This is a genomic window from Rhizobacter sp. J219, from assembly GCF_024700055.1.
GTDB lineage: Bacteria > Pseudomonadota > Gammaproteobacteria > Burkholderiales > Burkholderiaceae_C > Rhizobacter.
This window is the reverse complement of the sequence record NZ_JAJOND010000001.1, coordinates 3,951,777-3,976,393: the sequence shown is the minus strand read 5'-3', so window position 1 is coordinate 3,976,393 and position 24,617 is coordinate 3,951,777. Positions and strand designations below refer to the sequence as shown.

The window sequence follows — 24,617 nt, the reverse complement described above, 5'->3', positions numbered from 1 at the left end:
AATGGGCTGAATTATGCGGCGCGATGCCGTCGGGGTCTTGCCCACCAACAGGGGCACACCTAGGGTTGATACCCGGCCACCCCCATCTGCCAGAGGAAGAACGACAGGATGTCCGCCCGCTCCTCCAGCTGCTGCTTCTTGGTGCTGCCGACCCCGTGGCCGGCGTCGTATTCGAGGCGCAGCAACACCGGCTTGCCGCTGGTGGTGGCGGCCATCAGGCGCGCGGCGGTCTTGGTGCTGGCCCACACTTCCACGCGCGGGTCGTTCACGCCGTGGGTCAGCAACACGGCAGGGTAGGCCGTGCCAGGTTTGATGTGGGCGTAGGGGCTCATCGCCAGCAGCGACTTGAAGCCCGCCTCGGTCTTGTAGGAGCCGAACTCGGGGATGTTGGGCACGCCGTTGGCGGTGTCTTCCATGCGCAGCATGTCGAGCGCCCCCACCGCCGGCACCACCGCGGCAAACAGCTCGGGCCGCTCGACCATCGCCATGCCGACGAGGATGCCGCCCGCGCTGCCACCGAAGATGCCAAGCTTTGCTGGCGCGGTGTACTTCTGCGCGATGAGGTACTCGGCGCAGGCGATGAAGTCCTTCCAGCTGTTGGGCTTGGTGGACTGGAAGCCCGCGCGGTACCACTCCTCGCCGTAGACGCTGCTGCCGCGCGGGTTGGCGATCGCGTAGACGCCGCCGGCATCGAGCCAGGCCAGGCGGCTCACGCTGTAGAAGGGCTCTTCGGTCGAGCCGTAGCTCGCGTAGCCATAGAGGATGGTCGGGTTGCGGCCATCGAGCTGGATGTCGGCGCGGTGGATGATGGACATCGGCACCATCGCGCCGTCGTGGCTCTTGACCTTCACTTCGGTGGCCACGATGCCCGCCGGCTGGTCGTAGGGGCCGGTCGGCTGCAGCCCGGTGTTGCGCACGCTGCCGTCGGCGGCCACTTCGTACACCTGGCGCGCGGCGTTCCAGCTCTGCAGGTCGATCAGCACGCCGGGCAGGCGTGGATGGGCAGCGCTGCTGCCGCTTTCGTCGTCGACGAGCGCGAACGAGCCTTCGAGCGGCAGCTTCACCTCCACCGGCGCGCCGGTCGCACCGTGCGGGCGTTTGTAGAGGCGCTTGATGTTGCCGTCGCGGGCTTCGATGTAGACCGCGTCGGATGCGGCGGCCACGTTGACCACCACCCGATCCGAGGCCGGCATCACCACCTCGGCGCGCCGCAGGTCGGGCTCGCCCAGGCGCAGCGCCAGCACCTGTGAGCGCGGCGCCCCCTGGTGCGACACGAGGTAGAGGGTGTCGTCGAAATAGGCGATGCCCGTCACCTCGTCGGACGGCCGCAGCACCCGCTTCCACGCCGGCTTGCCGGCCAGCACCCGGCCTGCGGCGCGATGAAGAGGCCCATCTCGCGCTGCGTGCCGTTGATCACCACGCCGAGCGCCCACTTGCCGTCGTGCGTGAAGTTGACGAGCGGGATCTCCGCCGGGCGGATGTCCACCCCCTTCGTCGCCGTGCCGAACACCGGCTTCGCCTCGGCGATCGGCCGGCCCGCGCGCAGCAGCCAGACCTGGCTGTGCTGGTACTTGTCGGTGGCGCGGGCACCGCCGCGCGGTGCACGCAGGCGGTTGACAACCAGCATCGAGCCATCGGGCGACCAGTCGACCCCGCCGAACTCGGCGCGGGTGACCGGGCGCCCGAGCGGCTTGCCGGTGCGCGTGTCCAACAGGTGCAGCACCGCGGCCTCGGAGCCTTGCGCCGACAGGCCGTAGGCGACCCTCGCGCCATCAGGCGACGGCCGGTACCAGTTGATCGCGTGCGGCTGGCCGGTCTTCTTCTCGACCTGATCCGGGTCTACCAGCAGCTGGTCGGCACCGTTCAGGCCCCGGCGCAGCGAGAGCTTGTACTGGTTGTCGGTGGCGCCGCGGCGCTCGATGAAATACAGATCGCCCGGCACCCGGGTGATCTGCGCCACGCGCTCGGACGTGGCCGCGTCGTAGCGGTTGATCTTCTCCAGCAGCGCCTGCCGGCCTGGGATGCGCGCGAGCACCGCATGCGCATGCGCGCTGTGCGCCTTCATCCAGCGCGCCACCACCGGGTCGTGCCGGTTCTCGAAGTAGCGGTAGGGATCGTCGATGCGCACGCCGTGGTAGGTGTCGGTCACGGTGCGCACGGGTGCGACCGGCAGGGGCGCCACGGCCTGCGCGTGGGCGGCCAGAGCGGTGAGGACGAGTGCGAGACCAGCCAGGGTGTGCTTCATGAAACGAAGTTAGCACGCAGGCTCGCGCGCCCACCACCCCACGTTTCATGCGCACACCACCACCGCCGAGGGCCACCTGATGGGGGAGCCGCGGCTGCGGCGCACAGCCCTCGCGTACCATGCCGGCTCCCTCTCGCCATGTCGTCCACCGCCTCCTCTTCCGCCCCGCCGACACAGCCTCTGCGCATCCTGCAAGAGGTGTTCGGCTACCCCGCCTTCCGCGGCCAGCAGCAGGCCATCATCGAGCACGTGGTGACCGATGGCGACGCACTGGTGCTGATGCCCACCGGCGGCGGCAAGAGCCTGTGCTACCAGGTGCCGGCGATCGCGCGGCATCGCGCAGGCCGCGGTGTCACCGTCGTCGTGAGCCCGCTGATCGCGCTGATGCACGACCAGGTGGGCGCGCTCGAAGAGGCCGGCGTGCATGCGGCGTTTCTGAACTCCACGCTCACGCTCGACGACACGCAGAAGATCGAGCGCGAGATGATGAGCGGCCGCCTGGTGCTGCTCTATGCCGCGCCCGAGCGCGTGACCACGCCGCGCTTCCAGGCACAGCTCGATTCGCTGCACGCGCGGGGCCTCTTGAGCCTCTTCGCCATCGACGAAGCGCATTGCGTGAGCCAATGGGGCCACGACTTCCGCGAAGACTATCTCCAGCTGAGCCTGCTGCACGAGCGCTACCCCGACGTGCCGCGCATCGCGCTCACCGCAACCGCCGACGACCTCACGCGTGCCGACATCATCGAGCGCCTCTCGCTCCACGACGCGCGTGTCTTCATCAGCAGCTTCGACCGCCCCAACATCCGCTACCAGATCGTCGAGAAGGACAACGCACGCGCCCAGCTGCTGCGCTTCATTCAAGACGAGCACGAAGGCGAAGCCGGGGTCGTGTACTGCCAGTCGCGCAAGAAGGTGGAAGAGACCGCCGAGTGGCTGAAGGCCGAAGGCATCCACGCGCTGCCCTACCACGCCGGGCTCGACACCGATGTGCGCAGCCGCCACCAGAACCGGTTCCTGCGCGAAGAGGGCGTGGTGATGGTCGCCACCATCGCCTTCGGCATGGGCATCGACAAACCCGATGTGCGCTTCGTGGCCCACCTCGACCTGCCGAAGAACATCGAGAGCTACTACCAGGAGACCGGCCGCGCCGGCCGCGACGGGCTGCCGGCCGACGCTTGGATGACCTACGGCCTCGCCGACGTGGTGAACCAGCGCCGCATGATCGACGACAGCCCGGCCGGCGAAGAGTTCAAGCGCAACCAGATCGGCAAGCTCGATGCACTGCTCGCCTTGGCCGAAGCGCACGACTGCCGGCGTGTGCGCCTCCTGCACTACTTCGGCGAAGAAAGCCAGCCCTGCGGCAACTGCGACAACTGCCTGCTCCCGCCCGCCACCTGGGACGCGACCGAAGCCGCGCGCAAGGCGCTCTCGTGCATCTACCGTTTCCACCAGCAGGGTGGCCAGCGCTTCGGGGCCGTGCACCTGATGGACGTGCTGCGCGGCAAGCCGACCGACAAGGTGCAGCAGTACCGGCACCAGGAGCTCTCGACCTTCGGCATCGGCGCCGACGTGAGCGAAGCGCAGTGGCGCGCCGTGCTGCGCCAGCTGATCGCCCTCGGCCACCTGCGCACCGAAGGCGAATACAACACGCTCGAACTCACGCCGAGCGCCCGCGCCGTGCTGCGGGGCGAGGTGACGCTGCTGCTGCGCCAGCCGAGCGAGGCGCCCAAGCGCGGCAAGGGCATGAAGGCCCCCCGCGCCGGCAAGGACAAGCCGCCGCCGGTGCCGCTGGACGCACAGGGCACCGAGCGGTTCTCGGCCCTCAAGGCCTGGCGGGCCGAAGTGGCCAAGGAGCACGGCCTGCCGGCCTACGTGATCTTCCACGACGCGACGCTCGCCGAGATGGCACGCTCGCAGCCCTCGTCGCTCGACGACCTGTCGCAGATCAGTAGTGTCGGCGCGAAGAAGCTCGAGGCCTACGGCCGCGAGATCCTGCGGGTGCTGGACACCGCCTGACACATCCCCGCTAGCGGCCGGCCGGGTGGCGCGGCACACTGGCGCTCGGGCCACCGGGAGCCGCTCATGATCACGTCACACCCCCATCGCACCGTCGCCGTCGCATTGTTTGCCGCCGTCCTCAGCGCCTGCGGCGGTGGCGGCGACGACGCGCCTTCCGCCGGCAACGGCTCGGGCCATGAGACGGTGCAGTCGGCCAGCGGCGTCACCGTGGTCGACGAAAGCGCCCGCGCACAGGCCACGGTGCTGTCGGCCGCACGGGTGGTGTTCACCGTCAGCGGCGCGAGCGGGTCCAGCAGCTGCGCGGGCGGCGGGTCGGTGAGCTTCATCGCCACCGCCGGCCCGAGCGGCAGCCTGACCAACGGCGTGCCCGATGCGGGCGAGACCTACACGATCCAATTCACCAGCTGCCGCAGCCAGAGCGACAACTCGGTGGTCGACGGTGCGCTCACGCTGACCGTCAACAGCGCGAACGGTGACAACCTGTCGGTCAGCACCGAGTCGCACCTGGTCGTGGTTCAGCAGGACCGCACGCTCCGACTGGACGGCAGCTCGACGCTCAGCCACACGGTCCACACGACCGGTGCCACGCAGGTCACGACCGAGCGCTGGCAGACCCCTTCGGCCACCATCACCAGCACGCACAACAACCGCACCACACGCCTGAGCCTCACCCAGGTCGATCTCACCCAGACGGTGACCACGACCAACGGTGTCGTCACCGGCCGCAGCACCCAGGGGACGCTGACGATGGGCTACAGCGGCTGGCTGGGCGACTGGTCGGCCACGATCGGCACGCAAGGGATCGTGAGCTTCAACGCGAACGGCGCACGCATCGGGGGCCTGTGGCTGATCACGCTGCCACGCCACCTGGTGTGGCTGGTGCCGATCCTCGTGATCGAGGCCGACTGAGCGTTCGCGAGCGCCTCAGCCCTTGGCGTTGAGGTCGAACGCCCGGTAGGTCGACATGAGCCGACCGTAAGCGGCCATCACACGCTCGAAGCACTTCGGGTCGCGCTTGACGTGGGCGTCGTACATGAAGCCCGTCAGCAGCGAGAACACCTCGAACACCAGCTGCTCCGGGTCGGAGTCGGCGCGCAGGTGGCCACGCTCGATGGCCTGCTGCACGGTGCGCTCGAGCGTCTGGCGCCAGGCCATCATGCCGTTGACCAGGCGGGTGCGCAGCGCATCGGGGTGGGCGTCGGGGTCGTCGTCGAAGGTGTTGACGGCGTAGTGCGAGGCGATCAGTGCCGTGAGACTCGTTGCCGTGGTGCACCCAGCGGTGCACGATCGCATTGAGCCGCGGCAGGCCCGCGGGCTCCGACAGCGTGGGCATGAAGACCGTGAGCGCGAAGATGCGCTCGTACTCGTCGAGGATCAGGATCTGCAGCGCCTCCAGCGAGCCCACCCGCACGAACACACCGCTCTTGCTGATGTCGAGCTTCTGGGCGATCGCGTTGAGCGTCACGCTCTGCAAGCCTTTGTGGACTGCGATGTCCATGCCCGCCGCGACGATGGCCGCGAGGGTTTGTTCACTCTTGTCGCGTCTGCGGGCCATCCCTGAAACCTGGTTCTTTCTACTGCTTGCCGAGTGTGCGGAAGTATACGGATCGGGCCCTCGGAAACGCCTCGATCCACGGACCTCGATGCTGCCAACTTGTGCCGTGATTTAAGTCCCCCGGAAGGGTGGACGTTGCAACAGGCGCTACAGCCAAAGGGGTGGGGGTTCGAAAAGACAGGGACACACCCGATCTGCGAGACCCCCCATGTTCTGCCCCGCCCGCCTTGCCCTGCTGCTTGCCGCCCTGGCCGCAGCGTCGTGCGCCCAGGCACAGGAAACGAAGCACACCTTCGGCCTGCACCTCGTGAGTTACCACGAGCCGGACAAGACCTACAACAACACCAACCCCGGCGCGTACTACCGCCACCCCGACGGCTGGACGGCCGGCTTCTACCGCAACTCGGTCCGGCGCGACAGCATCTACATCGGCTACACGTGGAAGTACGGCATCTTCGACATCACCACCGCCGGCGTGAGCGGCTACTTTGACAAGGTGCAGCCGCTGCTGGTGCCGTCGGTGTCGCTCGGCACCTGGTACGGCGTGACGCCGCGCATCGCCTACATCCCCCGCGTCGAAAAGAAGATCGGCTCGCACGTGCTGCACCTCATGCTCGAGTTCTGAGCGACGGGCCTTGCGACCCGACGCCTGAAGGTGTCACCGCGCGCAACAGCGCCCGAGTGAACGGCCCGTGCCGCTGTGCGGGGCGCACAGCGCGGTGCGAACTGCTTCACGCACAAAGCCTTACGACACTTCACTGAAGTCGCGGCGGCTGCTTCCGAAAATCCATGCATGTCTCAAGCAGTACCTGACATGCGCGCCCACATCGGCGCCACCCGCCCTTCTTCATTCCTCTCCACCCTGGCGCTGTGCGCCGCCCTCACGCTCGGCGCCTGCGGCGGCGGCAGTTCAGGCGACGGCCCGGCCCCATCGGCCCCCGACGCGAGCGTGAGCGCCGTCACCGAAACCGCCGAACTCACCACCCCCGGCCTGCGCTGGCGCGGCGTCAACCTCTCGGGCGCCGAATACAACAGCACCTCGCTGCCCGGCCGATACGGCTACCAGTACTTCTATCCAAGCAACAGCGCCGTGGACTACTTCCAGTCCAAGGGCATGAACCTGATCCGCCTGCCCTTCCTGTGGGAGCGGGTGCAGCCCACGCTGTACGGTGCGCTCGACCAGACCGAGCTGCAGCGCCTCGTCACCTTCGTGAACAGCACCACCGCCAAGGGCATGACGGTGCTGATCGATCCACACAACTACGGCCGCTACCGCCAGCAGGTGATCGGCAGCTCGGGCGTGCCGCACACAGCCTTCGGCGACTTCTGGTCGCGGCTGGCCAACACCTTCAAGGGCAACCCGAAGGTCCTCTTCGGCCTGATGAACGAGCCCTACGGCATGACGACCGAGAACTGGGTCGGCGCGGCCAACGAGGCGATCCGCCGCATCCGCGCCACCGGCGCCACCAACACCATTGCGGTGCCGGGCAATGCCTGGTCGGGCGCCTACAGCTGGACGGCCAACTTCTACGGCACGCCCAATGCGCAAGCCATGCTGCAGATCGCCGACAGCGGCAACAACCTCGTGTTCGAAGTGCACCAGTACCTCGACACCGACAGCTCGGGCACCACGACCCACTGCGTGAGCGCCACCATCGGCGCCCAGCGCCTGCAGGTGTTCACCGACTGGCTACGCGCCAACGGCAAGCGCGGGCTGCTGGGCGAGTTCGCTGCCGCCAACACCGAGACCTGCAGGCTGGCGCTCAACGGCATGCTGGCCTACATGCAGACCCACAGCGATGTGTGGATGGGCTGGAGCTACTGGCTCGCCGGGGCGTGGGCGAGCAACGACCCCTTCAGCCTGCAGCCGGTGAACGGCGTCGACCGGCCGCAGATGCAGGTGCTGCAACCCTACCTCAATTGATCTGCTTCAGCTGCGCTTCAGGCGCGCCAGCTCCTCGCTCACCAGACGCACGACCAGACGGTCGAGTGTCTGCACCGAGTACTGCTTCACGTCGTGCGGCGTCTGCGTGCCCGGGCCGCTGCCCGGTTGGTGCGCATCACGGTAAGTGAGGAAGACGAAGCGGCCTGCGGTGTACTGCGCCATCTGGCGGTAGATGTATTCGCCGACCGGGTCGAGCCCGCTCGCGCCCACCGCGAAGAGCTTGATGCCTTTGGCGAGCGCGGCCTGCATGTCGCGGTCGTACTGCGGGCCGCCGTAGTCGAGGTGGGGCGGCGCGTCGGCCACCAGCACCACCATGCGCGCGGCCTGCTGGCGCCAGCTCAGGCGGTGCACGGCTTCGTGCAGCGCTTCGTTCAGCGCCTCGGGCGTGTCGCCCCCGCCATGCGCCTGCACGCTTGCCAGCTGCTGCTGAAACGCGCCGAGGTCGTCGGTGAAATCGTGCGTGCGGGTGATGTAGGCATCGCCGCGGTCGCGATAGCTCACCAGGCCCCAGCAGATGTCGGGCTGGCTGGGCAGCTGCGCAATCTGCTGCGCCATCGCACGCATCGAGGCCTTGAGCTTGGTGATCTCGTCGCCCATCGAGCCGGTGGCGTCGATCAGGAAGACGAGGTCGAGGCGCACCGGCTGCGCCGCCACCGCACCCAGGCGCACCTGCACCGCGTTCGACTGGCCTCGCATCAGCAGCGCGCGGCTTTGCATCGAGCCCTTGCGCACCGCGACACCCAGCGTGCGCTCGTCACCGCCGCCGTAGGGCATGAAGGCACGCGGGTGCAACCACACACGGCCGGCGGTGTCGGTGCGAGCCCACATCACGGGCTGCGCGACGCCGGGTCGTTGCACCGCCACCTCGGCGTCGTGCACGGGCTGGCCGTTCGCGTCGGTCACTTCGAGCAGGTAACGCTCGCTGACGTCGCGCTCGCGCACCGGCAGACCCGCGTTGCGCTGGCGGTAGGCGAGGTACTCGCCGAAGTCGGCGTTGTCGTCGACCATGCCGGCCGTCACCACCGGGTGGTAGGGGCGCTGCACCGAGGGCTGGGGTTGCGGCTGAGGCCAGGGGGTGGCGCGAAGGGTGGTGAAGACATCGGCATCGACGGCCCGGCATCGGCGCTGCGTGACTCGGTGGCGGGTGCGGCCGCCTTCTCGTCCGCCATCGGCGCGCCCGCGGATTCGCGGCGCTTCGCCGGCGCCGCCTCAGCGCGCGACGAGGCCATGTCGCGTTCATGCCGCCACGCCCCGCGCCCCTGCTGCACGGCGCCACCTCCGGGCACTTCGCGCATCGACGGCAAGCGGCGGCAGTGGTCGGCCGAGGGTGGACTGAAGGCGGGCGGCGCATCGTCGGGCTGCCACACGGGCGTGTCCTGCCAGACCGGCGGCCAGGCTTCGCGCTCGGCCGAGGTGGCACCGCAGGCCATCAGCAGAAGGCTCATCAACGCGGTCGGCCACAGGGCGCGGCGGGGAACGGGGATCGAGGGCATGGGAGTCTCCTGAAAGGTGAAGGTCACCTCGACTGACACGCGCCACTGCATGCGACGGGGTGAAAAAAATCTTTCGCCTGTGCTTCACCCCATCCGCACCCCGTGCCCGTATCAGCACAGGATGAGGCAGACTCCCACGCCGATGAGCCTTGCGCCCGAGCCCACCGACGACGAACTGATGAGCGCCTATGCGCGCGGCGACGCCGCGGCGTTCGAGCGCCTGTACACCCGCCACCAGGCGGGGCTGTACCGTTTCGTGCGCCGGCTGCTGGGCCCGTCGCTCGCGGCGCAGGCCGACGAGGTGTTCCAGGACACCTGGCTCAAAGTCGTCAACGCCCGCGCGCAATGGGAGCCGCAAGGCGCGACCTTCCGCACCTGGCTCTTCACGCTCGCGCACCACCGTGTGATCGACATCTGGCGGCGCAGCGGCCGCGAGGTCTCGGTCACGACCGAGGACGACACCCCATGGGAGCCCGAGGGCGACGCGGCCTGGGCCCGATGGCCCGCTGCGACCAACCCAACGCCGCACAGCGAGGAACTGGCCTTCTGGCGCCGCGCCGGCGAGCGCCTGCTGCGTTGCCTCGACGAGCTGCCGCTCGCGCAGCGCAGCGCCTTCCTGCTGCACCATGACGACGAACTGCCCTTGGCCGAGGTCGCCAGTGCGCTCCAAGTCGGCTTCGAAACCGCGAAGACCCGGCTGCGTTATGCGATGAGCAAGCTGCGTGTCTGCATGGGCGCCTACCTCGCGCCGCTGCAGCAAGGGGAGGCCCCATGAACGAGCCAAGCGACGAAGCACGCGACCCGCACCTGCGCGAAGCGCTGCGCCACGCGCCCGATGCCGATCTGCAAGCGCCGCCGCAGCTGAGCGAGCTGATCCTGAAAGAGGCACGCGCCAAGGCGCGCGACCCGAAGCCCGCCAACCTGCCGACGCCAAGCTGGGCCCGTCGCGCATGGGACTGGCTCGCCCGCCCCGCCGTCGCCACCGGCTTTGCCGGCGTGATGGCCGCCACGCTGGTGGGCCTCATGTGGTGGGACCAGCCGATGGACGAGGCCCTGCCGCGCTCACCTGTGCCGGCGGCCGCACCGATGACGGCACCCGTGGCGGGAAAACCCGCCACGCAGGAAGCGCCTGCCACCGAACCGAGCCCGCCCGCGCCTCCCGGAGCCGCACCGCCGAACGCGAAGCCCGAGCCCGCACGCAAGAAGTCAGAGGCATCACGCAGCGCCCCGCCCGCCACACGCGACACCCCTGCCGACACCGCCGGCATGAGCGCCGAGGTCACAGGCCCCGCGTCCCCTCCGGCACCCGCCCTGAGGGCCGCCGCACCTGCGCCTGCCCCCGCCGCTGCACCTCCCGCCGTATCGGCCGATGCCAGCACCGACGCGCTGCTGGCGCAGGCGCGCGCTCGCGAAGAAGAGCAAAAGCGCGAGCGCAGCAGCATGGCCCCGGCCGAAGCACAGAGCCGCCGCGCCGCCGCCAAGGCCCAGCTCAACGAATCGCGGCTGCAGCGCGAAGGCGAGGCCTACACCCGCATCGCCAGCGTGCGCGCCGCCATCGCCAGGGAGCCGGCTCGCTGGACGTGGCAAGGTGGAAGCACCGGCCCCAAACCCATCGACGATGCCATCGCGGACTGGCTGGTGCAATTCGATGCCGTGACGGGTACGCGGTGGCAGGCGCACCAGGCTGGCGCCGCATTGGCCCAGCAGAGCCGCACGCTGACCTTGCTGCGAGATGGCAACGTGCAGCACCACTTCCAGTTCACGAACCATGGGATCCTGTGGCTTCGCGGCGACACCGCGTGGCATGTCGAACTCTCAGATGAGGCCCTCGCGAAACTGCAGGCTGCGCTCGACGCGGCCTCACGTTGATTGCAGCGATCACGTGCGGTTCGTGAAATCCTCCCCCAAATGGCGGGCGCCGCATAGGGCTGTTTTCGTTACATTGCCGCGTGTCAGATGCACGCCCGCAGCAAAAAGCGGGTTGCAGCGCTTCCGGTGGAAGCCGAGGGAGAGAGCAAGACTGCGCGATTCACGCAGGGCCGGTGCGAGACACCGTGGCCCGAGCGGCGCACGTTCGCCCCACGGTCATCGCCGTCGCGTGGCGTGTGCGTCCAAGACATCGATTTCCATGGTCACGCGGCACACACCGGCGACCTCGGACATGTTTGATCGCATCGCCGCCGGAGGCTTCTTGAACACTTCCCATATCACCGCCACACCCCAGTGGCGCGTCCGCCGATCCTCACTCGCCGCTCTCGCGTTCGCAGCCGTGCTGTTGTCAGCGTGCGGAGGCGGGGGCAGCGGCTCCAACAGCCAGCCCTACAACCCGGCCGGGCAGCAATCACAACCGGGCAGCATCTCCGGCCGCGTCCTGTCGGCCAGCAATGGTCAACCAGTTGCGGGCGCCAGCGTCACGCTCGACGCCACCACGGTCACGACGGGTGCCGACGGTTCGTTCTCGTTCACCGGCCTGACGCAAGTCGATCGTGTCGCGGTGACGATCGCCGCATCCGGCTTCGCGCAGACCATGCGATTCACCACCGTGACCGGCGGCACCAACACGACCCTGCCGGTGCAGCTCGTGCCCGTGGCTTCCACCGTCACCGTCGACGCTGCAGTGGGTGGCACCGCCACCGTGCCGGGCTCGACCGCCCAGGTGATCTTCCAGCCGGGGACCATCGTGACATCGACCGGCGCGGCGCCGACGCAGCCGGTGCTGGTGCGCATCACCGCGCTGAACCTGGCCCAGGACTCCAACCTGGTCAGCGGCGACTACCGCACCACGAACAATGGCGCTGCGGAATGGCTCGAAAGCTACGGCGCGCTGTCGGTGGTGCTCACCGATGCAACCGGCGGCTCGTACAACCTCGCTGCTGGCCAGAGCGCCACCATCCGCATTCCCGCGGCCACGCGTGCGGACACGCTGCCTGCCACGGTGCCGCTGTACTGGTTCAACGAGGCCACCGGCATGTGGGTGAACGAGGGTACGGCCACCCTGGGTGGCGCGAGTCCCAATCTCTACTACGAGGGGAGCGTCACCCAGATTGCCACCTGGAGCGCCACCGATCTGATCGACACCGTGCTCGTGAGCGGCTGCGTGACCGACATGCGCGGCTCGGCGATCAGGCGGGCGCGCGTTGAAGTCGACGGGGTGACCTACTCCGGCACGAGCAGCGCGCTCACCGACAACAACGGCGGCTTCTCGATCCCGGTTCGCCGCGACGCCGAGGTTGCGGTGATGGCACGCTCCGATTCGCGCTTGTCGAACGCCCGCGGCGTCTCCACCGCCGCCGCCAACACTTCCATCGGCGCGGGTTGCCTGGTCATTGCCGACGCCGCTGTCAGCATTAAGCTGACCTGGGGCCGTGCACCGAGCGATGTCGACTCCCACCTGCTCACGCCACAGGGCGCCCATGTGTACTGGGACGACAAAGGGTCACTGGCCGTCGCACCGTACGCCAACCTTGACATCGACGACGTCACGTCCTACGGCCCGGAGTTCATCACCATCCGCCGGCTGGCGCAGGGCACGTACCGCTATTTCCTGGACAACTACTCAGGGACCTTCGGCCCCGGCATGACCGGATCTCCGGTCAAGGTCGAGCTGACGCATGACGGCAACACCACCGTCTACGCGCCAGGAGCGGGAGAGGGCGCCTTCACCTTCTGGCACGCGTTCGACATCGTGGTCGACAGCCAGTGCAACGTCACGGTCACGCCGGTCGGTGCATGGTCCGCCACCGCGCCCGCCAACCCGAACCAGAACGGCGGGGCTGTCACCTACTGCGACTGACGAGGCCTGATGGTGCCGCGCCCGAGGCGGCGCGGTGCCAGGTGCGGGGGCAGCGCAAGGGCCATGAGCCATGTCAGCAGACACGCGGCAGGCCATGGCTATCATGGCCGGTTTCGCCCCCGTCACCATGCCGCCGCCTCGTCAACCAGCACCGCCTGAAGCCTCCATCGAGGCCCCCATGCTCCGCGTGCGCGGTGCACGCACCCACAACCTCAAGAACATCGACCTCGACATCCCCCGCAACCAGCTGGTGGTGATCACCGGCTTGTCGGGCTCGGGCAAGTCGAGCCTCGCGTTCGACACGCTGTATGCGGAAGGCCAGCGGCGCTACGTCGAGAGCCTGAGCGCGTACGCCCGGCAGTTTCTGCAGCTGATGGACAAGCCCGACGTCGACGTCATCGAAGGCCTGTCGCCGGCGATCAGCATCGAGCAGAAGGCGACCAGCCACAACCCGCGCTCCACCGTCGGCACGGTGACCGAGATCCACGACTACCTGCGCCTGCTCTATGCCCGCGCCGGCACGCCCTTCTGCCCCGACCACAAGCTGCCGCTGCAGGCGCAAAGCGTGAGCCAGATGGTCGACGCGGCACTCGCGCTGCCCGAGGGCACCAAGCTCATGGTGCTGGCGCCGGTGGTGCGCGACCGCAAGGGCGAGTTCGCCGAACTCTTCACCGACATGCAGGCGCAGGGCTATGTGCGCTTCCGCATCGACGGCACCACCTACGACGCCACCGACCTGCCCAAGCTCAAGAAGGCCGAGAAGCACGACATCGACATCGTGATCGACCGCGTGAAGGTACAGGATGGCCTGCAGCAGCGCCTGGCCGAAAGCTTCGAAGCCGCCCTGCGCAACGCCGAGGGCCGTGCCATCGCACTCGAGATGGACAGCGGCAAGGAACACCTCTTCAGCAACCGCTTCGCCTGCCCGATCTGCAGCTACAGCTTGAGCGAACTGGAGCCTCGCCTCTTCTCGTTCAACTCGCCGGTCGGCGCCTGCCCGAGCTGCGACGGCCTCGGCCAGGTGACCGCCTTCGACGCGGAGCGTGTGGTCGCCTTCCCCTCGCTCAGCCTCGCCAGCGGCGCGGTGAAGGGCTGGGACCGCCGCAACGGCTACACCTTCTCGCTGCTGGAGAGCGTGGCCAAACACTACAAGTTCGACATCGACACGCCCTTCGAAGAGCTGCCGAAACAGGCGCAGCGGGTGCTGCTCTACGGCTCGGGCGAGGAAGAGATCAGCTTCACCTACGAAGCCGATGGCCCCAAGGGCAAGACGCGCAGCCTCAAGCGCAAGCACGTCTTCGAAGGGATCATTCCCAACCTGGAGCGTCGCTACAAGGAGACCGACTCCGCCGCCGTGCGAGAAGACCTTGCGCGCTACCAGGCCGCCAAGCCCTGCCCGACCTGTGGCGGCACCCGCCTGCGCACCGAAGCGCGGCATGTGTTCCTGCAGGGCGAGGGTGACGCGCAGGGCGAGCCGATCTACCGCATCGAGCACCAGACGCTGCGCGAGTGCCTGCGGTATTTCGAAACGCTGAAGCTGAAAGGCGCCAAGGCCGAGATCGCCGACAAGGTGATCCGCGAGATCCGCTCACGCCTCAAGTTCCTGAACGATGTGGGACTCAACTACCTGAGCCTCGACCGCAGCGCCGACACGCTCTCGGGCGGCGAAGCACAGCGCATCCGCCTCGCCTCGCAGATCGGCTCGGGGCTGACCGGCGTGATGTACGTGCTCGACGAGCCCAGCATCGGCCTGCACCAGCGCGACAACGACCGCCTCATCGGCACGCTGCGCCACCTGCGTGACATCGGCAACTCGGTGCTGGTGGTCGAACACGACGAAGACGCGATCCGCGCTGCCGACCACGTGATCGACATGGGCCCCGGCGCCGGCGTGCACGGCGGGCAGGTGATCGCACAGGGCACGCCGGCCGACGTGGCGGCGAGCGCGGAGTCGCTCACCGGCCGCTACCTCGCCGGCGTGCTGAAGATCCCGGTACCCAGGAAGCGCCGCCGTGTGGAAGACATGGACGAGCCGCAGATGCTTCGCATCGTCAACGCCCGCGGCAACAACCTGAAGGGCGTGACGGCCGAGATCCCGGTGGGCCTGCTGACCTGCGTGACCGGAGTGTCGGGCTCGGGCAAGTCGACGCTCGTCAACGACACCTTGTACGCCGCGGTCGCGCGCAACCTGTACAACAGCCACGCCGAGCCGGAGCCGCACGACACCATCGAAGGGCTCGACCTCTTCGACAAGGTCATCAGCGTCGACCAGAGCCCGATCGGCCGCACGCCGCGCAGCAACCCGGCCACCTACACCGGCCTCTTCACACCGATCCGCGAACTGTTTGCCGAAGTGCCCACCGCCCGCGAACGCGGCTATGGCCCGGGCCGCTTCAGCTTCAACGTGGCGGGTGGTCGCTGCGAGGCTTGCCAGGGCGACGGCGTGCTCAAGGTCGAGATGCACTTCCTGCCCGACGTGTACGTGCCCTGCGACGTGTGCCACGGCAAGCGCTACAACCGCGAGACGCTGGAGGTGCTCTACAAGGGCAAGAACATCACCGAGGTGCTCAACCTCACGGTGGAAGACGCTCACGAATACTTCAACGCCGTGCCCAACATCGCGCGCAAGCTGCAGACGCTGCTCGACGTGGGCCTGGGCTACATCCGCCTCGGCCAGAGCGCGACCACGCTCTCAGGCGGCGAGGCGCAGCGCGTGAAGCTCGCTCTCGAACTCAGCAAGCGCGACACCGGCCGCACGCTGTACATCCTCGACGAGCCCACCACCGGCCTGCACTTCGCCGACATCGACCTCCTGCTCAAGGTGCTGCACCAGCTGCGCGATGCCGGCAACACCATCGTGGTGATCGAGCACAACCTGGACGTCATCAAGACAGCTGACTGGTTGATCGACATGGGCCCCGAGGGTGGGGCAGGCGGTGGCATGGTGGTCGCCGCTGGCACGCCGGAAGACGTGGCGGCCAACCGGGCCAGCCACACCGGCCACTACCTGAAGCCGCTGCTGCGCTGAGCCCGGGGGCGCTGCGACGCCCGCGCGACTTTTCTCACGACGTCGAAAAGCGACACAGTGCGGCGCAGCAACGCGGCACTGGGCTTGCATGCGCACTTGCCACACTTGGCAAGCGCACGAGGCTTGCACTACATTGCCGCAGCCCCCGCTCCACCCCCTTCGCGCACCGCGCAACGACGACAACGCCATGCCGCCTGCGCCCCTGCCCGCTGACGAATCACAACGGCTGGCCAGGCTCCACGCGACGGGCATCCTCGACACCGCCCCCGAAGACAGCTTCGACGCGCTCGTACAGTGCGCGGCAGAACTGTGCGGCATGCCGATCGCCGCGATCAGCCTGCTCGACGCGCACCGCGAGTGGTTCAAGGCGGTGCACGGCTGGGACGACCTGCCGGTGCGCGAGATCCCGCGCGCCATCTCCTTCTGCAACCACACGCTGGTGAGCGACGGGGTGTTCGAGGTGCACGACGCGGCGCACGATGTCCGGTTCGTTCACAACCCCTTCGTCACCGGCGTCCCCCACGTGCGCGCCTATGCCGGCGCGCCGCTGGTGGTCGACGGCGAAGTGCTGGGTGCGCTATGCGTGATCGACACCCGCCCGCGCACGCTGAGCGACGCGCAGCGCCGCAGCCTGGAGCAGCTCGCCCGCGTGGCCAGCACGCTCGTCGCCAACCATCACACCGCCCCGCCGGCCGATGACGAGCGCCACCGCCTGCTCGACTTCGCCCGCGCCTCGGGCGACTGGATGTGGGAGACAGACGCCTCGCTGCGCTACACCTGGGTGTCGTCGACCTTCGAAGCGGTGACCGGCCTGTCGCCCGGTTCGGTGCGGGGCCAGCTGCTGGAAGACGCGCCGCTGCTCGACGGCCTCGGCCAGCCGCTCGGCGGCGGCCGCAGCCTGCACGCACTGCTGCAACGCCGCCTGCCGATCACCCGCGTGATCACCGACAAGGCCACCGCACGCGGCGTGCTGCAGGTCTCGCGCAGTGCCGTGCCGGTGTTCGACGCCCACGGCGAATTCGCCGGCTACCGTGGCACCGCACGCGACGTGTCGGCGCACATCGCCGCCGAACGGCGCACGCATGCGCAGGGCGAGCTGCTGCGCAAGCTGTCGTCGCAGGTGCCGGGCGTGATCTTCCAGCTCTGGATGCAACGCGACGGCACGCCGTTCTACACCTACGCCAGTGACGCCACGCGCGAGCTGTTCGGCGCCGAGCCGCCGCGCAACGGCGACGGCGGCGACACCGACGTGGTGTGCCGCATGCTGCACCCCGACGACGCGGTCGACTTCATGCCCAGCCTGCTCGCCGCATCGAAGGCACGGCGGCCATGGCAGCGCGAGTTCCGCATCATCCGCGACGGCGCCGTGCGCTGGATCGAGGTGCGCGCCGTGCCCGAGCGCCACGCCGAAGGCGGCATGCTGTGGCACGGGTTCTGTTCCGACGTGACCGCGCGCAAGGAGACCGAGCTGGCGCTTCGCAGCAGCGAAGAGCGCTGGGGCCTGGCCGCCGAAGCCGCCGGCATCGGCATCGCCGAGTTCGACCTCGACAGCGGCCGCATGAGCTTCGACGCGCGGGCCTGCGCCAACCACGGCCTCAAGTTCCCGCAACCCGACTACCGGCTCAACGACTGGCTGGCCGCCATCCACCCGGGCGACCGCTACGCGGTGCAGGCCCGGCTGGAGCACGCGCTGGCGACCGGCGGCATGCTCGAAGCGCGCTACCGCCAGCAGCGGCCCGACGGCAGCGAGGCCATGCTCGAAATCTTTGCCCGCTGCACCCTCGGCGAAACGCAGCGCCCGATCGGCATGGTGGGCACCTGCCGCGACGTCACACAACAGGCTGCCCACGAACAACTGCGCCACGACAAGGAAGCCGCCGAACGCGCCAGCCGCGCCAAGAGCGAATTCCTCTCGCGCGTGAGCCACGAACTGCGCACACCGCTCAACGGCATCCTCGGCTTCGCCCAGCTGATGGCCATCGACCGCGTGCACCCCCTCGAACCCGACCAGGCCCGCCGGCTCGACAGCGTCATGCGCGCCGGCCGCCACCTGCTCGAACTCATCAACGACATGCTCAACCTCGCGCGCATCGAGCAGGAAGACTTCTCGCTCGCACGCACCCCGGTGAACCTGGCCGCCACGCTGCAGACCTGCTTCACGCTCATCCAGCCGATGGCCGACAGCGCCGGCGTCCGCCTGGCCGCGCCGCCGCGCCGCGCGCATTGGGCGCTCGCCGATGCACGGGCGGTGGAGCAGGTGCTGCTCAACCTCTTGTCCAACGCCATCAAGTACAACCGGCCGGCCGGCACGGTGAAGGTCACGCTCTCGCGCGGCGACGAGCACATGTTCGTGGCCGTCACCGACGAGGGCGAGGGCCTCTCCGAGACGCAGCAGGCGCGGCTCTTCCAGCCCTTCAACCGCCTCGGCGCCGAACAGAAGCGGGTGGAAGGCACGGGCCTCGGCCTCGTGATCGCGCGCCAGCTCGTGGCGTCGATGGGCGGCGAACTGAAAGTCGCGAGCACGCCCGGCAAGGGTTCGACCTTCACGCTGAGCCTGCCGGCCGGCACCGCGCCGACCGGCAGCCGCCACCGCGCCGACCCACGCGACCCGCTGCCGCCCGAGCCCAACGGCGCGCACCGGCAAGTGCTCTATGTCGAAGACGAGCCGCTCAACGTGCTCTTGATGCAGGAGGTGTTCAAGTCGCGCCCGCAGTGGGTGCTGCACGTCGCGACCGACGGCCAGGGCGGCCTTGCCGCCGCCCGCGCACAGCACCACGACCTGCTGCTGATCGACATGAACCTGCCCGACATGAACGGCCTGGAGCTGATCCGCGCCCTGCGCGCCGACCCGCGCACCTCGGGGCTGCAGTGCATCGCGCTCTCGGCCGACGCGATGCAGAGCCAGATCGACGCGGCACTCGCCGCCGGCTTCGACGGCTACTGGACGAAGCCGATCAACGTCGCTTCCATGCTGGAAGGTCTCGGTCAAGCACTCGAGAAATAGGGCCGCGCTGGAGCAAGCGCAGCGACGCGACCGATCAAGCAACACCCGAGGATCCGGCTTTGCCGGTCCTCTGGGTGGCGCCCCCTGGGGGCAGGAGCGAAGCGACTGGGGGGCCGTCATCCCAGCAGGCCGAGCCCCAAAATAAAAAAGCCGGTGCGTAGCACCGGCTTCTGCTCATCGGCCTGCGCCGATTTACTTGAGGTGACCGTTGATCAGCTTGGTCATCTCGAACATCGACACTTGGCCCTTCTTGAAGATTTCCTTCAGCTTGGCGTCAGCGTTGATCATCGTGCGCTTGGCTGCGTCTTGCAGCTTGTTCGCCTTGATGTAGTCCCACACCTTCTTCGTGACCTCGGTGCGCGGCACGGGCTTGTCGCCGATGATGGCGGCCAGCGCTGCGCTCGGGGTCATGGCCTTCATGAAGGCGGCGTTGGGGGTGCGCTTCTTCGCCGGGGCCTTGGCCTTCTTGGCCGGGGCCGCCTTCTTCGCAGCGGCCTTCTTCGCCGGAGCGGCCTTCTTGGCCGGTGCCGCCTTCTTCGCCGGGGCGGCCTTCTTTGCTGCCGCCTTCTTGGCCGGAGCGGCCTTTTTCGCTGCGGGTTTCGCAGCCTTCTTCGCAGTTGCCATTTTGAATTTCTCCATCAAATGAGTTGTTGATGTGCCCGTGTTGGGTGAGTGCCGCATGAGCGCTCTGTTCTCCATGGACCACGTGCGGAGCGAATACTACTGCGAGAGTGCTGCATTGAGAAGCAGTTTTCATAGGTAAAACGCGCGCAAACGCGCTTCGCAGCGTGCTTTTGTCGTCGCTGCGCGTCACTTGTGCGCCTCTCTCGCGCTTCAGAGAGACGCGAAGAGCGCTCCCGCGCTCAGCTCACATCGCCCTCGTGCGGCTCGCGTTTTCGCCCGTGGAGCATCGCTGCGACGAGGTTTTCGCGGTGCTGCACGCTCATCGTCAGCACGCCCACCACATGCAGCGCGACCAGCGCGAGAAGCGTCCACGCCAGTCCCGCGTGCCACGCAAACATCGTCTCGTCGCCCCAGTAGCGGTCGGTGGTGCAGAGCCATCCGGTCCCGCCGACGACTGCCACGCCGCCGAGCAGCAGCAGCACCATCCAGCCGCCGAGCGGGTTGTGGCCGAGGTGGCGCGCGGCGCGGCCGCGCAGCAGCGACGCGAGGTAGCCGGCCGTCTGGCGCGGCCCGCGCACGAACTGGCCGAAGCGCGCATGGTCGCGGCCCACCGCGCCCCACAGCAGGCGCAGCAGCACGACGACGAGCAAGGCGTAGCCGATCGTGTCGTGCCATTGCGTCCACTTCTCGCTGGTGAGCCAGGCGAGCGCCACCCCGGCGATCAGCGCCAGGTGCAGGGCGCGGACGGGCCAGTCCCAGACGTTCACCCAGACCTTCATCGCGTGCGTGTCAGGCGATCACTTGGCGGCGGCCTGGCCCGCCGGCTGCACCGGCTCGAAGCTCTTGGGGTCGAAGAAGGCTTCGGCCTTCTGGCCCTTGGGGTCGAAGCCGTAGACCTCGTAGCAGCCGTTCTCGACCTTCACCTTGCGCACCTTCCAGCCCTCGGCGACGAGCTTGGCCTGCAGTTCCATCTGGCCGCGCCATTCGGCTTTCGGGGTGCTGCACTTCACGTCGCCGTGGGCCTGGGCGGTGCCGGCGGTGACGACAGCGAGGCTGGCGATGAGGAGGTGTCGCTTCATGAGTAGTCCTTTCTTCGGGAGGGAAACGCGCCGCGGCTCAAGCATCGGCCCAGGCGCGCAGGAGGTTGTGATAGGTGCCGGTGAGGCCGATCACCGCCGGGTCGGTCTCGCCGTGGCGGGTGCGCAGGCTCATCAGGTGCTGGTCCATGTCGAAGAGCAGGCGGCGCTGCGCGTCGCTGCGCACCATGCTCTCGATCCAGAAGAAGCTGCCGATGCGCTGGCCGCGCGTGACGGGCTCGACGCGGTGCACGCTGGTGCCGGGGTAAAGCACCATGTCGCCGGCCGGCAGTTTCACGTTCTTGCTGCCGTAGGTGTCTTCGATCACCAGTTCGCCGCCGTCGTATTCGTCGGGGTCGGCGAAGAAGAGGGTGCAGCTGATGTCGGTGCGCACCCGTTCGCCGGTGACCGAGCCGGGCACGTAGCGGATGGCGTTGTCGACGTGGTTGCCGAAGGCGTTGGCCGCCCCGCCGTAGCGGTTGAAGAGCGGCGGGAACACCTTCTTCGGCAGGGCCGCCGAGAAGAAGATCGCGTGCCGGTTGAGGCCGCGCAGCACGATCTCCTGCAGGGCACGCGCTTCGGCGCAGTCCTGCGGCAGCTGCTCGTTGTTCTTGGCCACCGCCGACTGCACGCCGGCCGTCACCCGGCCGTCGCCCCAGGGCGCGCGGGCGAGGATCTCGCGGGCAGTGCGGACTTCATCGGCGGTCAGGACTTGCTGGACGTGGTGGAGCATGGCGATGGCTTTGCTGGGGGGAGGATGAATGCCGGCCCCGCAGGGCCGGTGGCCGGGATCAGAACTTCAGCGTCATGTTGAGCTGCACGGTGCGCGGCTTGCCCGGGACGTAGTGGCCGCGGTAGATCATGTCGGCGTAGTGCTCGTCGGTCACGTTGGTCACGTTGATCTTGAAGATGGCGTGGCCCTGGTCGAACTCGGCCATCAGATCGCCGGTGATGTAGCGCGGCGCGGTGATCGGCGAGCTGGCGGCGAGACCCACCGGCTTGACGCCGCTGCGCGCATTCAAGCCACCGCCGATGCGCCACTGGGGAACGACCTTGTAGGTCGTCCAGATCGTGCCGCTGTGGCGTGGGGTCAGGCCGGGACGGGAGCCCACCGCTTCGGTACCGGCAGCCCCGGAGGAGCTGTCGACCTTGGCGCTCGGGATGAAGGCGTAGGAGCCGAAGACTTCCCACTCCGGCGTGATGCGGCCGATGATGTCCATCTCGACGCCGGACGCGTGCCGCTCGCCCGACAGCACATAGTTGCAGGCGTTCACGCTTTCGGCGTCACGGTTGCGCTCGTTGTACTTGGTGGCCTGGAAGATCGCGAAACGCGTGCTGAGGTCACCACGGGCGTTGTCCAACTTGGCGCCCAGCTCGATGTTGCGGCTCGACTCGGGCGGGGTGTTCACCGTGCCCGGGTCGTACTGGTAGGTGTCGCCCGAGGTGTTGAACGAGGTGCCGTAGGAGAAGTGATACGACTGCGTCGCCGTTGGCTGGTACATGACGCCAAAGCGCTTGCTCCACAGCGTGTCGTCGCGCTGGCTGTAGCTGTTCGCTGGCGTGTAGCAGGGATTGGGCACGGGCGGGGTGCCCGTGGTCGGCTGGCCTTGGGCGGCGATCGCGTGAAACCGCCCGTCGAGCTTGTCCACGCGAAGGCCGGCGAGCACCTTCCACTTCGGCGCCACCTGCACCAGGTCCTGCACGTAGAGGCCCAGCGCCTTCATGTCGAACTCACGGGTCAGGCTGCGGACGCGGGCACCCTCGTCGACGGAGGCACGGTCGTTGGGTGAGCCGACGGTCGTGGTCGGCTTGGTCAGCGTCACGCCCGCAGGCGGCGCAGCCGAGAAGTTCTGGAACTGCTCGTTCGCATAGTCACCCCCGGCCTGCACGCTGTGGTCGAGCCCACCCCATTTGAACTTGCCGCTGTAGTCGCTCTGCAAGTACTGGGTGTCCATGTCCATGATCTTGATCTGCGTGCCGCGGGTGAGCACCGTGCGGTCGCTGAAGTTGTCGGACGTGACCGGCGATCCACCCGGCGGCTGAGCGGCCGCGTTGCCGAACCGGATGGCGCTCGCGCGCTGATCGCGCTCGTAGCGCGCCAGGCGCAGCGCCGTCCGCAATTCGTTGTGCTCGCTGAACTTGTGGGTGTGCACGAGGTTGCCCTGGGTCGTGCCCCCACGTGCGTAGTCGCTGGCGGGTGCGTAGTAGTTGCGCGCATCGGTCGGCCAGAGGTAGTCGCCACCGCTCGCGCCTGGGGTCAACCACGGCAGGCCGTAGTGGATGCCGGTGTTGTTCTCCAGGTGATAGAGCCCGATCGACACCTCGTCCGGCGTGCCGATGCCGTACTTGATCGTCGGCGCGATGCCCTTGTTGTCGATCTTGTTGCCGTAGTTGTCGGCTTGCGTGAGCATGGTGTTGACACGCACCGCGGTGGTCTCACCGGTGCGCTGATTCATGTCGAGCGTGGTGCGCATGTAGTTGCCACTGCCCAGGGTGATGCTGACCTCGTAGTCGTTCGACAGCATCGGCTGCTTGGTGACCTGATTGACCGCGCCGCCGGTGGAGCCGCGGCCGAAGAGCATCGAGGCCGAGCCGCGCAGCAGCTCCAGGCGGTCCCAGTTGAAGGAATCGCGCTCGTAGAACGCCGGGTCGCGCATGCCGTCGATGAAGATGTCACCGGTCGACTGCAGGGAAAAGCCACGCAGGCGGATGTCTTCCTCGCCACCTTCGGCAGCCTGGAAGGTGATGCCGGCGGTCTGCTTGAGCGCTTCTTTCATCGTGTCGATGTTGCGGTCGTCGATCAGGCGCTCGGTGACGACGGTCACCGATTGCGGCACGTCACGCAGCTCCTGCTTGCCCTTGCCGATGCGGGTGGTGGTGGCCTGATAGGCCTGTTTGCCGGTGGGCTCCGCCGCGGCCTTCACCTTGACGGGCGGTAGCGTGGTCACCGACGGCTCGCTCGTGGGTGCAGCGGGCGCCGGCGCCACGGCGGACGCGGCAGCTGCCGCCGGTGTGGCCGCCTGCTGCGCCATCGCGGGCGAGAAGGCGAGGCCGAAGCCCGCGGCAAGGGCGCCGAGCGGCAGCAGGGTGGGGCGGGCGGGGGCCGCAGCAGCAGGGCCGGGCGCGGGCTTCTTGGTGGGCACAGTGATCTCCAGGTTGTTGGCGATGCACGGGCTGGCAGAAGGCGAGGCTGGCTGGTGCTGGTATGTCGTGAGAAGGGCTTACTTGGTAAGGATGAGCTTGCCGAGTGAGGTCTCGCGCAAGCGGTAGACGGCGCCGCGGTGCTCGATCAGCACCTCCTTCGCGTCGCCCAGCAGCTGGCGGCTGGAGATGCGCGGCTCGGCTGGCAGCCGCGGCTCGCCAGGCTGGGCCTGTGGCAGCAGGGGCCGGTCGATCGGGGGTGGCGTGAGGCTCACGGCGTCTCGGGCTCGCTGATGAAGCCGACCTTGGTGAGGCCGGCCTTGGAGGCGTCGGCCAGGGTCTGCGCGACGACGCGATACGGCACGTTCTGGTCGGCCTTGAGGTGCACCTCGGGTTGCGGCTGCTTCTGGCTCTCGACGCCGAAGCGGCGCGCGGCTTCGGCGCGCTCCACCGGCTCGCCGTTCCAGAAGAGGCCGCCGCCGGCGTCGATGGCGAACTCCACTTTTTCTGAGGGCGTCACGTTGGGCCGCGAGCTGGCCTTGGGCAGCTCGAGCTTGACGGCCTGCGTGAGCAGCGGCGCGGTCACGATGAAGATGACGAGCAGCACCAGCATCACGTCGATCAGCGGCACCATGTTGATCTCGGCCATGGGCGCGCCGGCGCTGCGGTTGTCGAAGCTTGCGAAGGCCATCGT

Annotated in this window: 21 protein-coding genes; 9 read left to right on the top strand and 12 right to left on the bottom strand. The window is 68.4% G+C overall.

Features of this window, described 5'->3' with window-relative positions:
• Window positions 1-59: 59 nt before the first annotated feature.
• On the bottom strand, window positions 60-1,364 hold the full coding sequence (locus LRS03_RS18780; protein ID WP_257827409.1) for a prolyl oligopeptidase family serine peptidase: 1,305 nt from the start codon (window positions 1,362-1,364) through the stop codon (window positions 60-62).
• Window positions 1,310-2,245 carry a prolyl oligopeptidase family protein gene (locus LRS03_RS18775; RefSeq protein WP_257827408.1) on the bottom strand — a complete coding sequence of 312 codons (936 nt, stop codon included), beginning with the start codon at window positions 2,243-2,245 and terminating at the stop codon, window positions 1,310-1,312. Before LRS03_RS18775 ends, LRS03_RS18780 begins: the two co-directional genes overlap by 55 nt.
• Window positions 2,246-2,383: 138 nt before the next feature.
• Here LRS03_RS18775 and recQ point away from each other — a divergent pair, with 138 nt between their 5' ends.
• Complete coding sequence (gene recQ / locus LRS03_RS18770; protein WP_257827407.1) at window positions 2,384-4,261, top strand: DNA helicase RecQ; 1,878 nt, start codon at window positions 2,384-2,386, stop codon at window positions 4,259-4,261.
• Window positions 4,262-4,327: 66 nt separating this feature from the next.
• A complete protein-coding gene (locus LRS03_RS18765) occupies window positions 4,328-5,173 on the top strand; it encodes a hypothetical protein (protein WP_257827406.1) in 846 nt (281 codons plus the stop codon).
• Window positions 5,174-5,188: 15 nt separating this feature from the next.
• Here the strand turns inward: LRS03_RS18765 and LRS03_RS18760 are convergent, their stop codons facing one another.
• The gene (locus LRS03_RS18760; RefSeq protein ID WP_257827405.1) at window positions 5,189-5,557 is read right to left on the bottom strand and encodes a TetR family transcriptional regulator C-terminal domain-containing protein; all 369 of its coding nucleotides are present in this window, start codon (window positions 5,555-5,557) and stop codon (window positions 5,189-5,191) included.
• Between the two features lie 470 nt (window positions 5,558-6,027).
• Between LRS03_RS18760 and LRS03_RS18755 the strand changes: the two genes are divergently transcribed.
• Both LRS03_RS18755 and LRS03_RS18750 read left to right on the top strand, forming a co-directional pair.
• Window positions 6,028-6,444, top strand: a complete 417-nt coding sequence (locus LRS03_RS18755) for a hypothetical protein (RefSeq protein ID WP_257827404.1) — start codon at window positions 6,028-6,030, stop codon at window positions 6,442-6,444.
• A 189-nt stretch (window positions 6,445-6,633) separates the two neighbouring features.
• Window positions 6,634-7,743, top strand: a complete 1,110-nt coding sequence (locus LRS03_RS18750; RefSeq protein ID WP_257827401.1) for a glycoside hydrolase family 5 protein — start codon at window positions 6,634-6,636, stop codon at window positions 7,741-7,743.
• Window positions 7,744-7,749: 6 nt separating this feature from the next.
• Here LRS03_RS18750 and LRS03_RS18745 read toward each other — a convergent pair whose 3' ends face one another.
• Both LRS03_RS18745 and LRS03_RS18740 read right to left on the bottom strand, forming a co-directional pair.
• Window positions 7,750-8,808, bottom strand: a complete 1,059-nt coding sequence (locus LRS03_RS18745; RefSeq protein ID WP_257827399.1) for a vWA domain-containing protein — start codon at window positions 8,806-8,808, stop codon at window positions 7,750-7,752.
• Window positions 8,781-9,257: a hypothetical protein gene (locus tag LRS03_RS18740; protein ID WP_257827397.1), complete on the bottom strand. Its 477-nt coding sequence runs from the start codon at window positions 9,255-9,257 to the stop codon at window positions 8,781-8,783. The genes LRS03_RS18745 and LRS03_RS18740 overlap by 28 nt, the downstream gene beginning before the upstream one ends.
• Window positions 9,258-9,378: 121 nt before the next feature.
• Between LRS03_RS18740 and LRS03_RS18735 the strand changes: the two genes are divergently transcribed.
• From LRS03_RS18735 to LRS03_RS18715, 5 genes are all read left to right on the top strand, one after another.
• The gene (locus tag LRS03_RS18735) at window positions 9,379-10,032 is read left to right on the top strand and encodes a sigma-70 family RNA polymerase sigma factor (RefSeq protein ID WP_257827396.1); all 654 of its coding nucleotides are present in this window, start codon (window positions 9,379-9,381) and stop codon (window positions 10,030-10,032) included.
• Window positions 10,029-11,126 (top strand): hypothetical protein, encoded by a 1,098-nt coding sequence (locus LRS03_RS18730; RefSeq protein WP_257827395.1) that lies wholly within the window; start codon window positions 10,029-10,031, stop codon window positions 11,124-11,126. Before LRS03_RS18735 ends, LRS03_RS18730 begins: the two co-directional genes overlap by 4 nt.
• 322 nt (window positions 11,127-11,448) lie before the next feature.
• Window positions 11,449-13,050, top strand: coding sequence for a carboxypeptidase regulatory-like domain-containing protein (locus LRS03_RS18725; RefSeq protein ID WP_257827393.1), 1,602 nt, complete (start codon window positions 11,449-11,451; stop codon window positions 13,048-13,050).
• 178 nt (window positions 13,051-13,228) lie between these two features.
• The gene (uvrA, locus tag LRS03_RS18720; protein ID WP_257827391.1) at window positions 13,229-16,078 is read left to right on the top strand and encodes an excinuclease ABC subunit UvrA; all 2,850 of its coding nucleotides are present in this window, start codon (window positions 13,229-13,231) and stop codon (window positions 16,076-16,078) included.
• A gap of 187 nt (window positions 16,079-16,265) precedes the next feature.
• Window positions 16,266-19,082 (top strand): hybrid sensor histidine kinase/response regulator, encoded by a 2,817-nt coding sequence (locus tag LRS03_RS18715; RefSeq protein ID WP_257827389.1) that lies wholly within the window; start codon window positions 16,266-16,268, stop codon window positions 19,080-19,082.
• A gap of 192 nt (window positions 19,083-19,274) precedes the next feature.
• Here the strand turns inward: LRS03_RS18715 and LRS03_RS18710 are convergent, their stop codons facing one another.
• From LRS03_RS18710 to LRS03_RS18680, 7 genes are all read right to left on the bottom strand, one after another.
• Entirely contained in the window at window positions 19,275-19,706 is a 432-nt protein-coding gene (locus tag LRS03_RS18710) for an SWIB/MDM2 domain-containing protein (protein ID WP_257827388.1), read from the bottom strand.
• 239 nt (window positions 19,707-19,945) lie between these two features.
• Window positions 19,946-20,485 carry a cytochrome b/b6 domain-containing protein gene (locus LRS03_RS18705; protein WP_257827386.1) on the bottom strand — a complete coding sequence of 180 codons (540 nt, stop codon included), beginning with the start codon at window positions 20,483-20,485 and terminating at the stop codon, window positions 19,946-19,948.
• An 18-nt stretch (window positions 20,486-20,503) separates the two neighbouring features.
• Entirely contained in the window at window positions 20,504-20,785 is a 282-nt protein-coding gene (locus tag LRS03_RS18700) for a PepSY domain-containing protein (protein ID WP_257827384.1), read from the bottom strand.
• A gap of 37 nt (window positions 20,786-20,822) precedes the next feature.
• Window positions 20,823-21,515, bottom strand: coding sequence for a Fe2+-dependent dioxygenase (locus LRS03_RS18695; protein WP_257827382.1), 693 nt, complete (start codon window positions 21,513-21,515; stop codon window positions 20,823-20,825).
• Window positions 21,516-21,573: 58 nt separating this feature from the next.
• Complete coding sequence (locus tag LRS03_RS18690; RefSeq protein ID WP_257827379.1) at window positions 21,574-23,925, bottom strand: TonB-dependent receptor; 2,352 nt, start codon at window positions 23,923-23,925, stop codon at window positions 21,574-21,576.
• Window positions 23,926-24,003: 78 nt separating this feature from the next.
• Window positions 24,004-24,198, bottom strand: coding sequence for a hemin uptake protein HemP (gene hemP / locus LRS03_RS18685; RefSeq protein ID WP_257827377.1), 195 nt, complete (start codon window positions 24,196-24,198; stop codon window positions 24,004-24,006).
• Window positions 24,195-24,614, bottom strand: coding sequence for an ExbD/TolR family protein (locus LRS03_RS18680; protein ID WP_257827375.1), 420 nt, complete (start codon window positions 24,612-24,614; stop codon window positions 24,195-24,197). The genes hemP and LRS03_RS18680 overlap by 4 nt, the downstream gene beginning before the upstream one ends.
• Window positions 24,615-24,617: the final 3 nt, after the last annotated feature.

What these genes read in the sequence shown, in the direction of transcription:
- uvrA (WP_257827391.1), top strand. Translation starts at nt 13,229, where the DNA reads ATGCTCCGCGTGCGCGGTGCACGCACCCACAACCTCAAGAACATCGAC.
- LRS03_RS18765 (WP_257827406.1), top strand. Translation starts at nt 4,328, where the DNA reads ATGATCACGTCACACCCCCATCGCACCGTCGCCGTCGCATTGTTTGCC.
- LRS03_RS18715 (WP_257827389.1), top strand. Translation starts at nt 16,266, where the DNA reads ATGCCGCCTGCGCCCCTGCCCGCTGACGAATCACAACGGCTGGCCAGG.
- LRS03_RS18775 (WP_257827408.1), bottom strand. Translation starts at nt 2,245, where the DNA reads ATGAAGCACACCCTGGCTGGTCTCGCACTCGTCCTCACCGCTCTGGCC.
- LRS03_RS18710 (WP_257827388.1), bottom strand. Translation starts at nt 19,706, where the DNA reads ATGGCAACTGCGAAGAAGGCTGCGAAACCCGCAGCGAAAAAGGCCGCT.
- LRS03_RS18705 (WP_257827386.1), bottom strand. Translation starts at nt 20,485, where the DNA reads ATGAAGGTCTGGGTGAACGTCTGGGACTGGCCCGTCCGCGCCCTGCAC.
- LRS03_RS18730 (WP_257827395.1), top strand. Translation starts at nt 10,029, where the DNA reads ATGAACGAGCCAAGCGACGAAGCACGCGACCCGCACCTGCGCGAAGCG.
- LRS03_RS18740 (WP_257827397.1), bottom strand. Translation starts at nt 9,257, where the DNA reads ATGCCCTCGATCCCCGTTCCCCGCCGCGCCCTGTGGCCGACCGCGTTG.
- LRS03_RS18735 (WP_257827396.1), top strand. Translation starts at nt 9,379, where the DNA reads ATGAGGCAGACTCCCACGCCGATGAGCCTTGCGCCCGAGCCCACCGAC.
- LRS03_RS18755 (WP_257827404.1), top strand. Translation starts at nt 6,028, where the DNA reads ATGTTCTGCCCCGCCCGCCTTGCCCTGCTGCTTGCCGCCCTGGCCGCA.
- LRS03_RS18700 (WP_257827384.1), bottom strand. Translation starts at nt 20,785, where the DNA reads ATGAAGCGACACCTCCTCATCGCCAGCCTCGCTGTCGTCACCGCCGGC.
- LRS03_RS18760 (WP_257827405.1), bottom strand. Translation starts at nt 5,557, where the DNA reads ATGCGATCGTGCACCGCTGGGTGCACCACGGCAACGAGTCTCACGGCA.
- recQ (WP_257827407.1), top strand. Translation starts at nt 2,384, where the DNA reads ATGTCGTCCACCGCCTCCTCTTCCGCCCCGCCGACACAGCCTCTGCGC.
- LRS03_RS18695 (WP_257827382.1), bottom strand. Translation starts at nt 21,515, where the DNA reads ATGCTCCACCACGTCCAGCAAGTCCTGACCGCCGATGAAGTCCGCACT.
- LRS03_RS18680 (WP_257827375.1), bottom strand. Translation starts at nt 24,614, where the DNA reads ATGGCCTTCGCAAGCTTCGACAACCGCAGCGCCGGCGCGCCCATGGCC.
- LRS03_RS18750 (WP_257827401.1), top strand. Translation starts at nt 6,634, where the DNA reads ATGCGCGCCCACATCGGCGCCACCCGCCCTTCTTCATTCCTCTCCACC.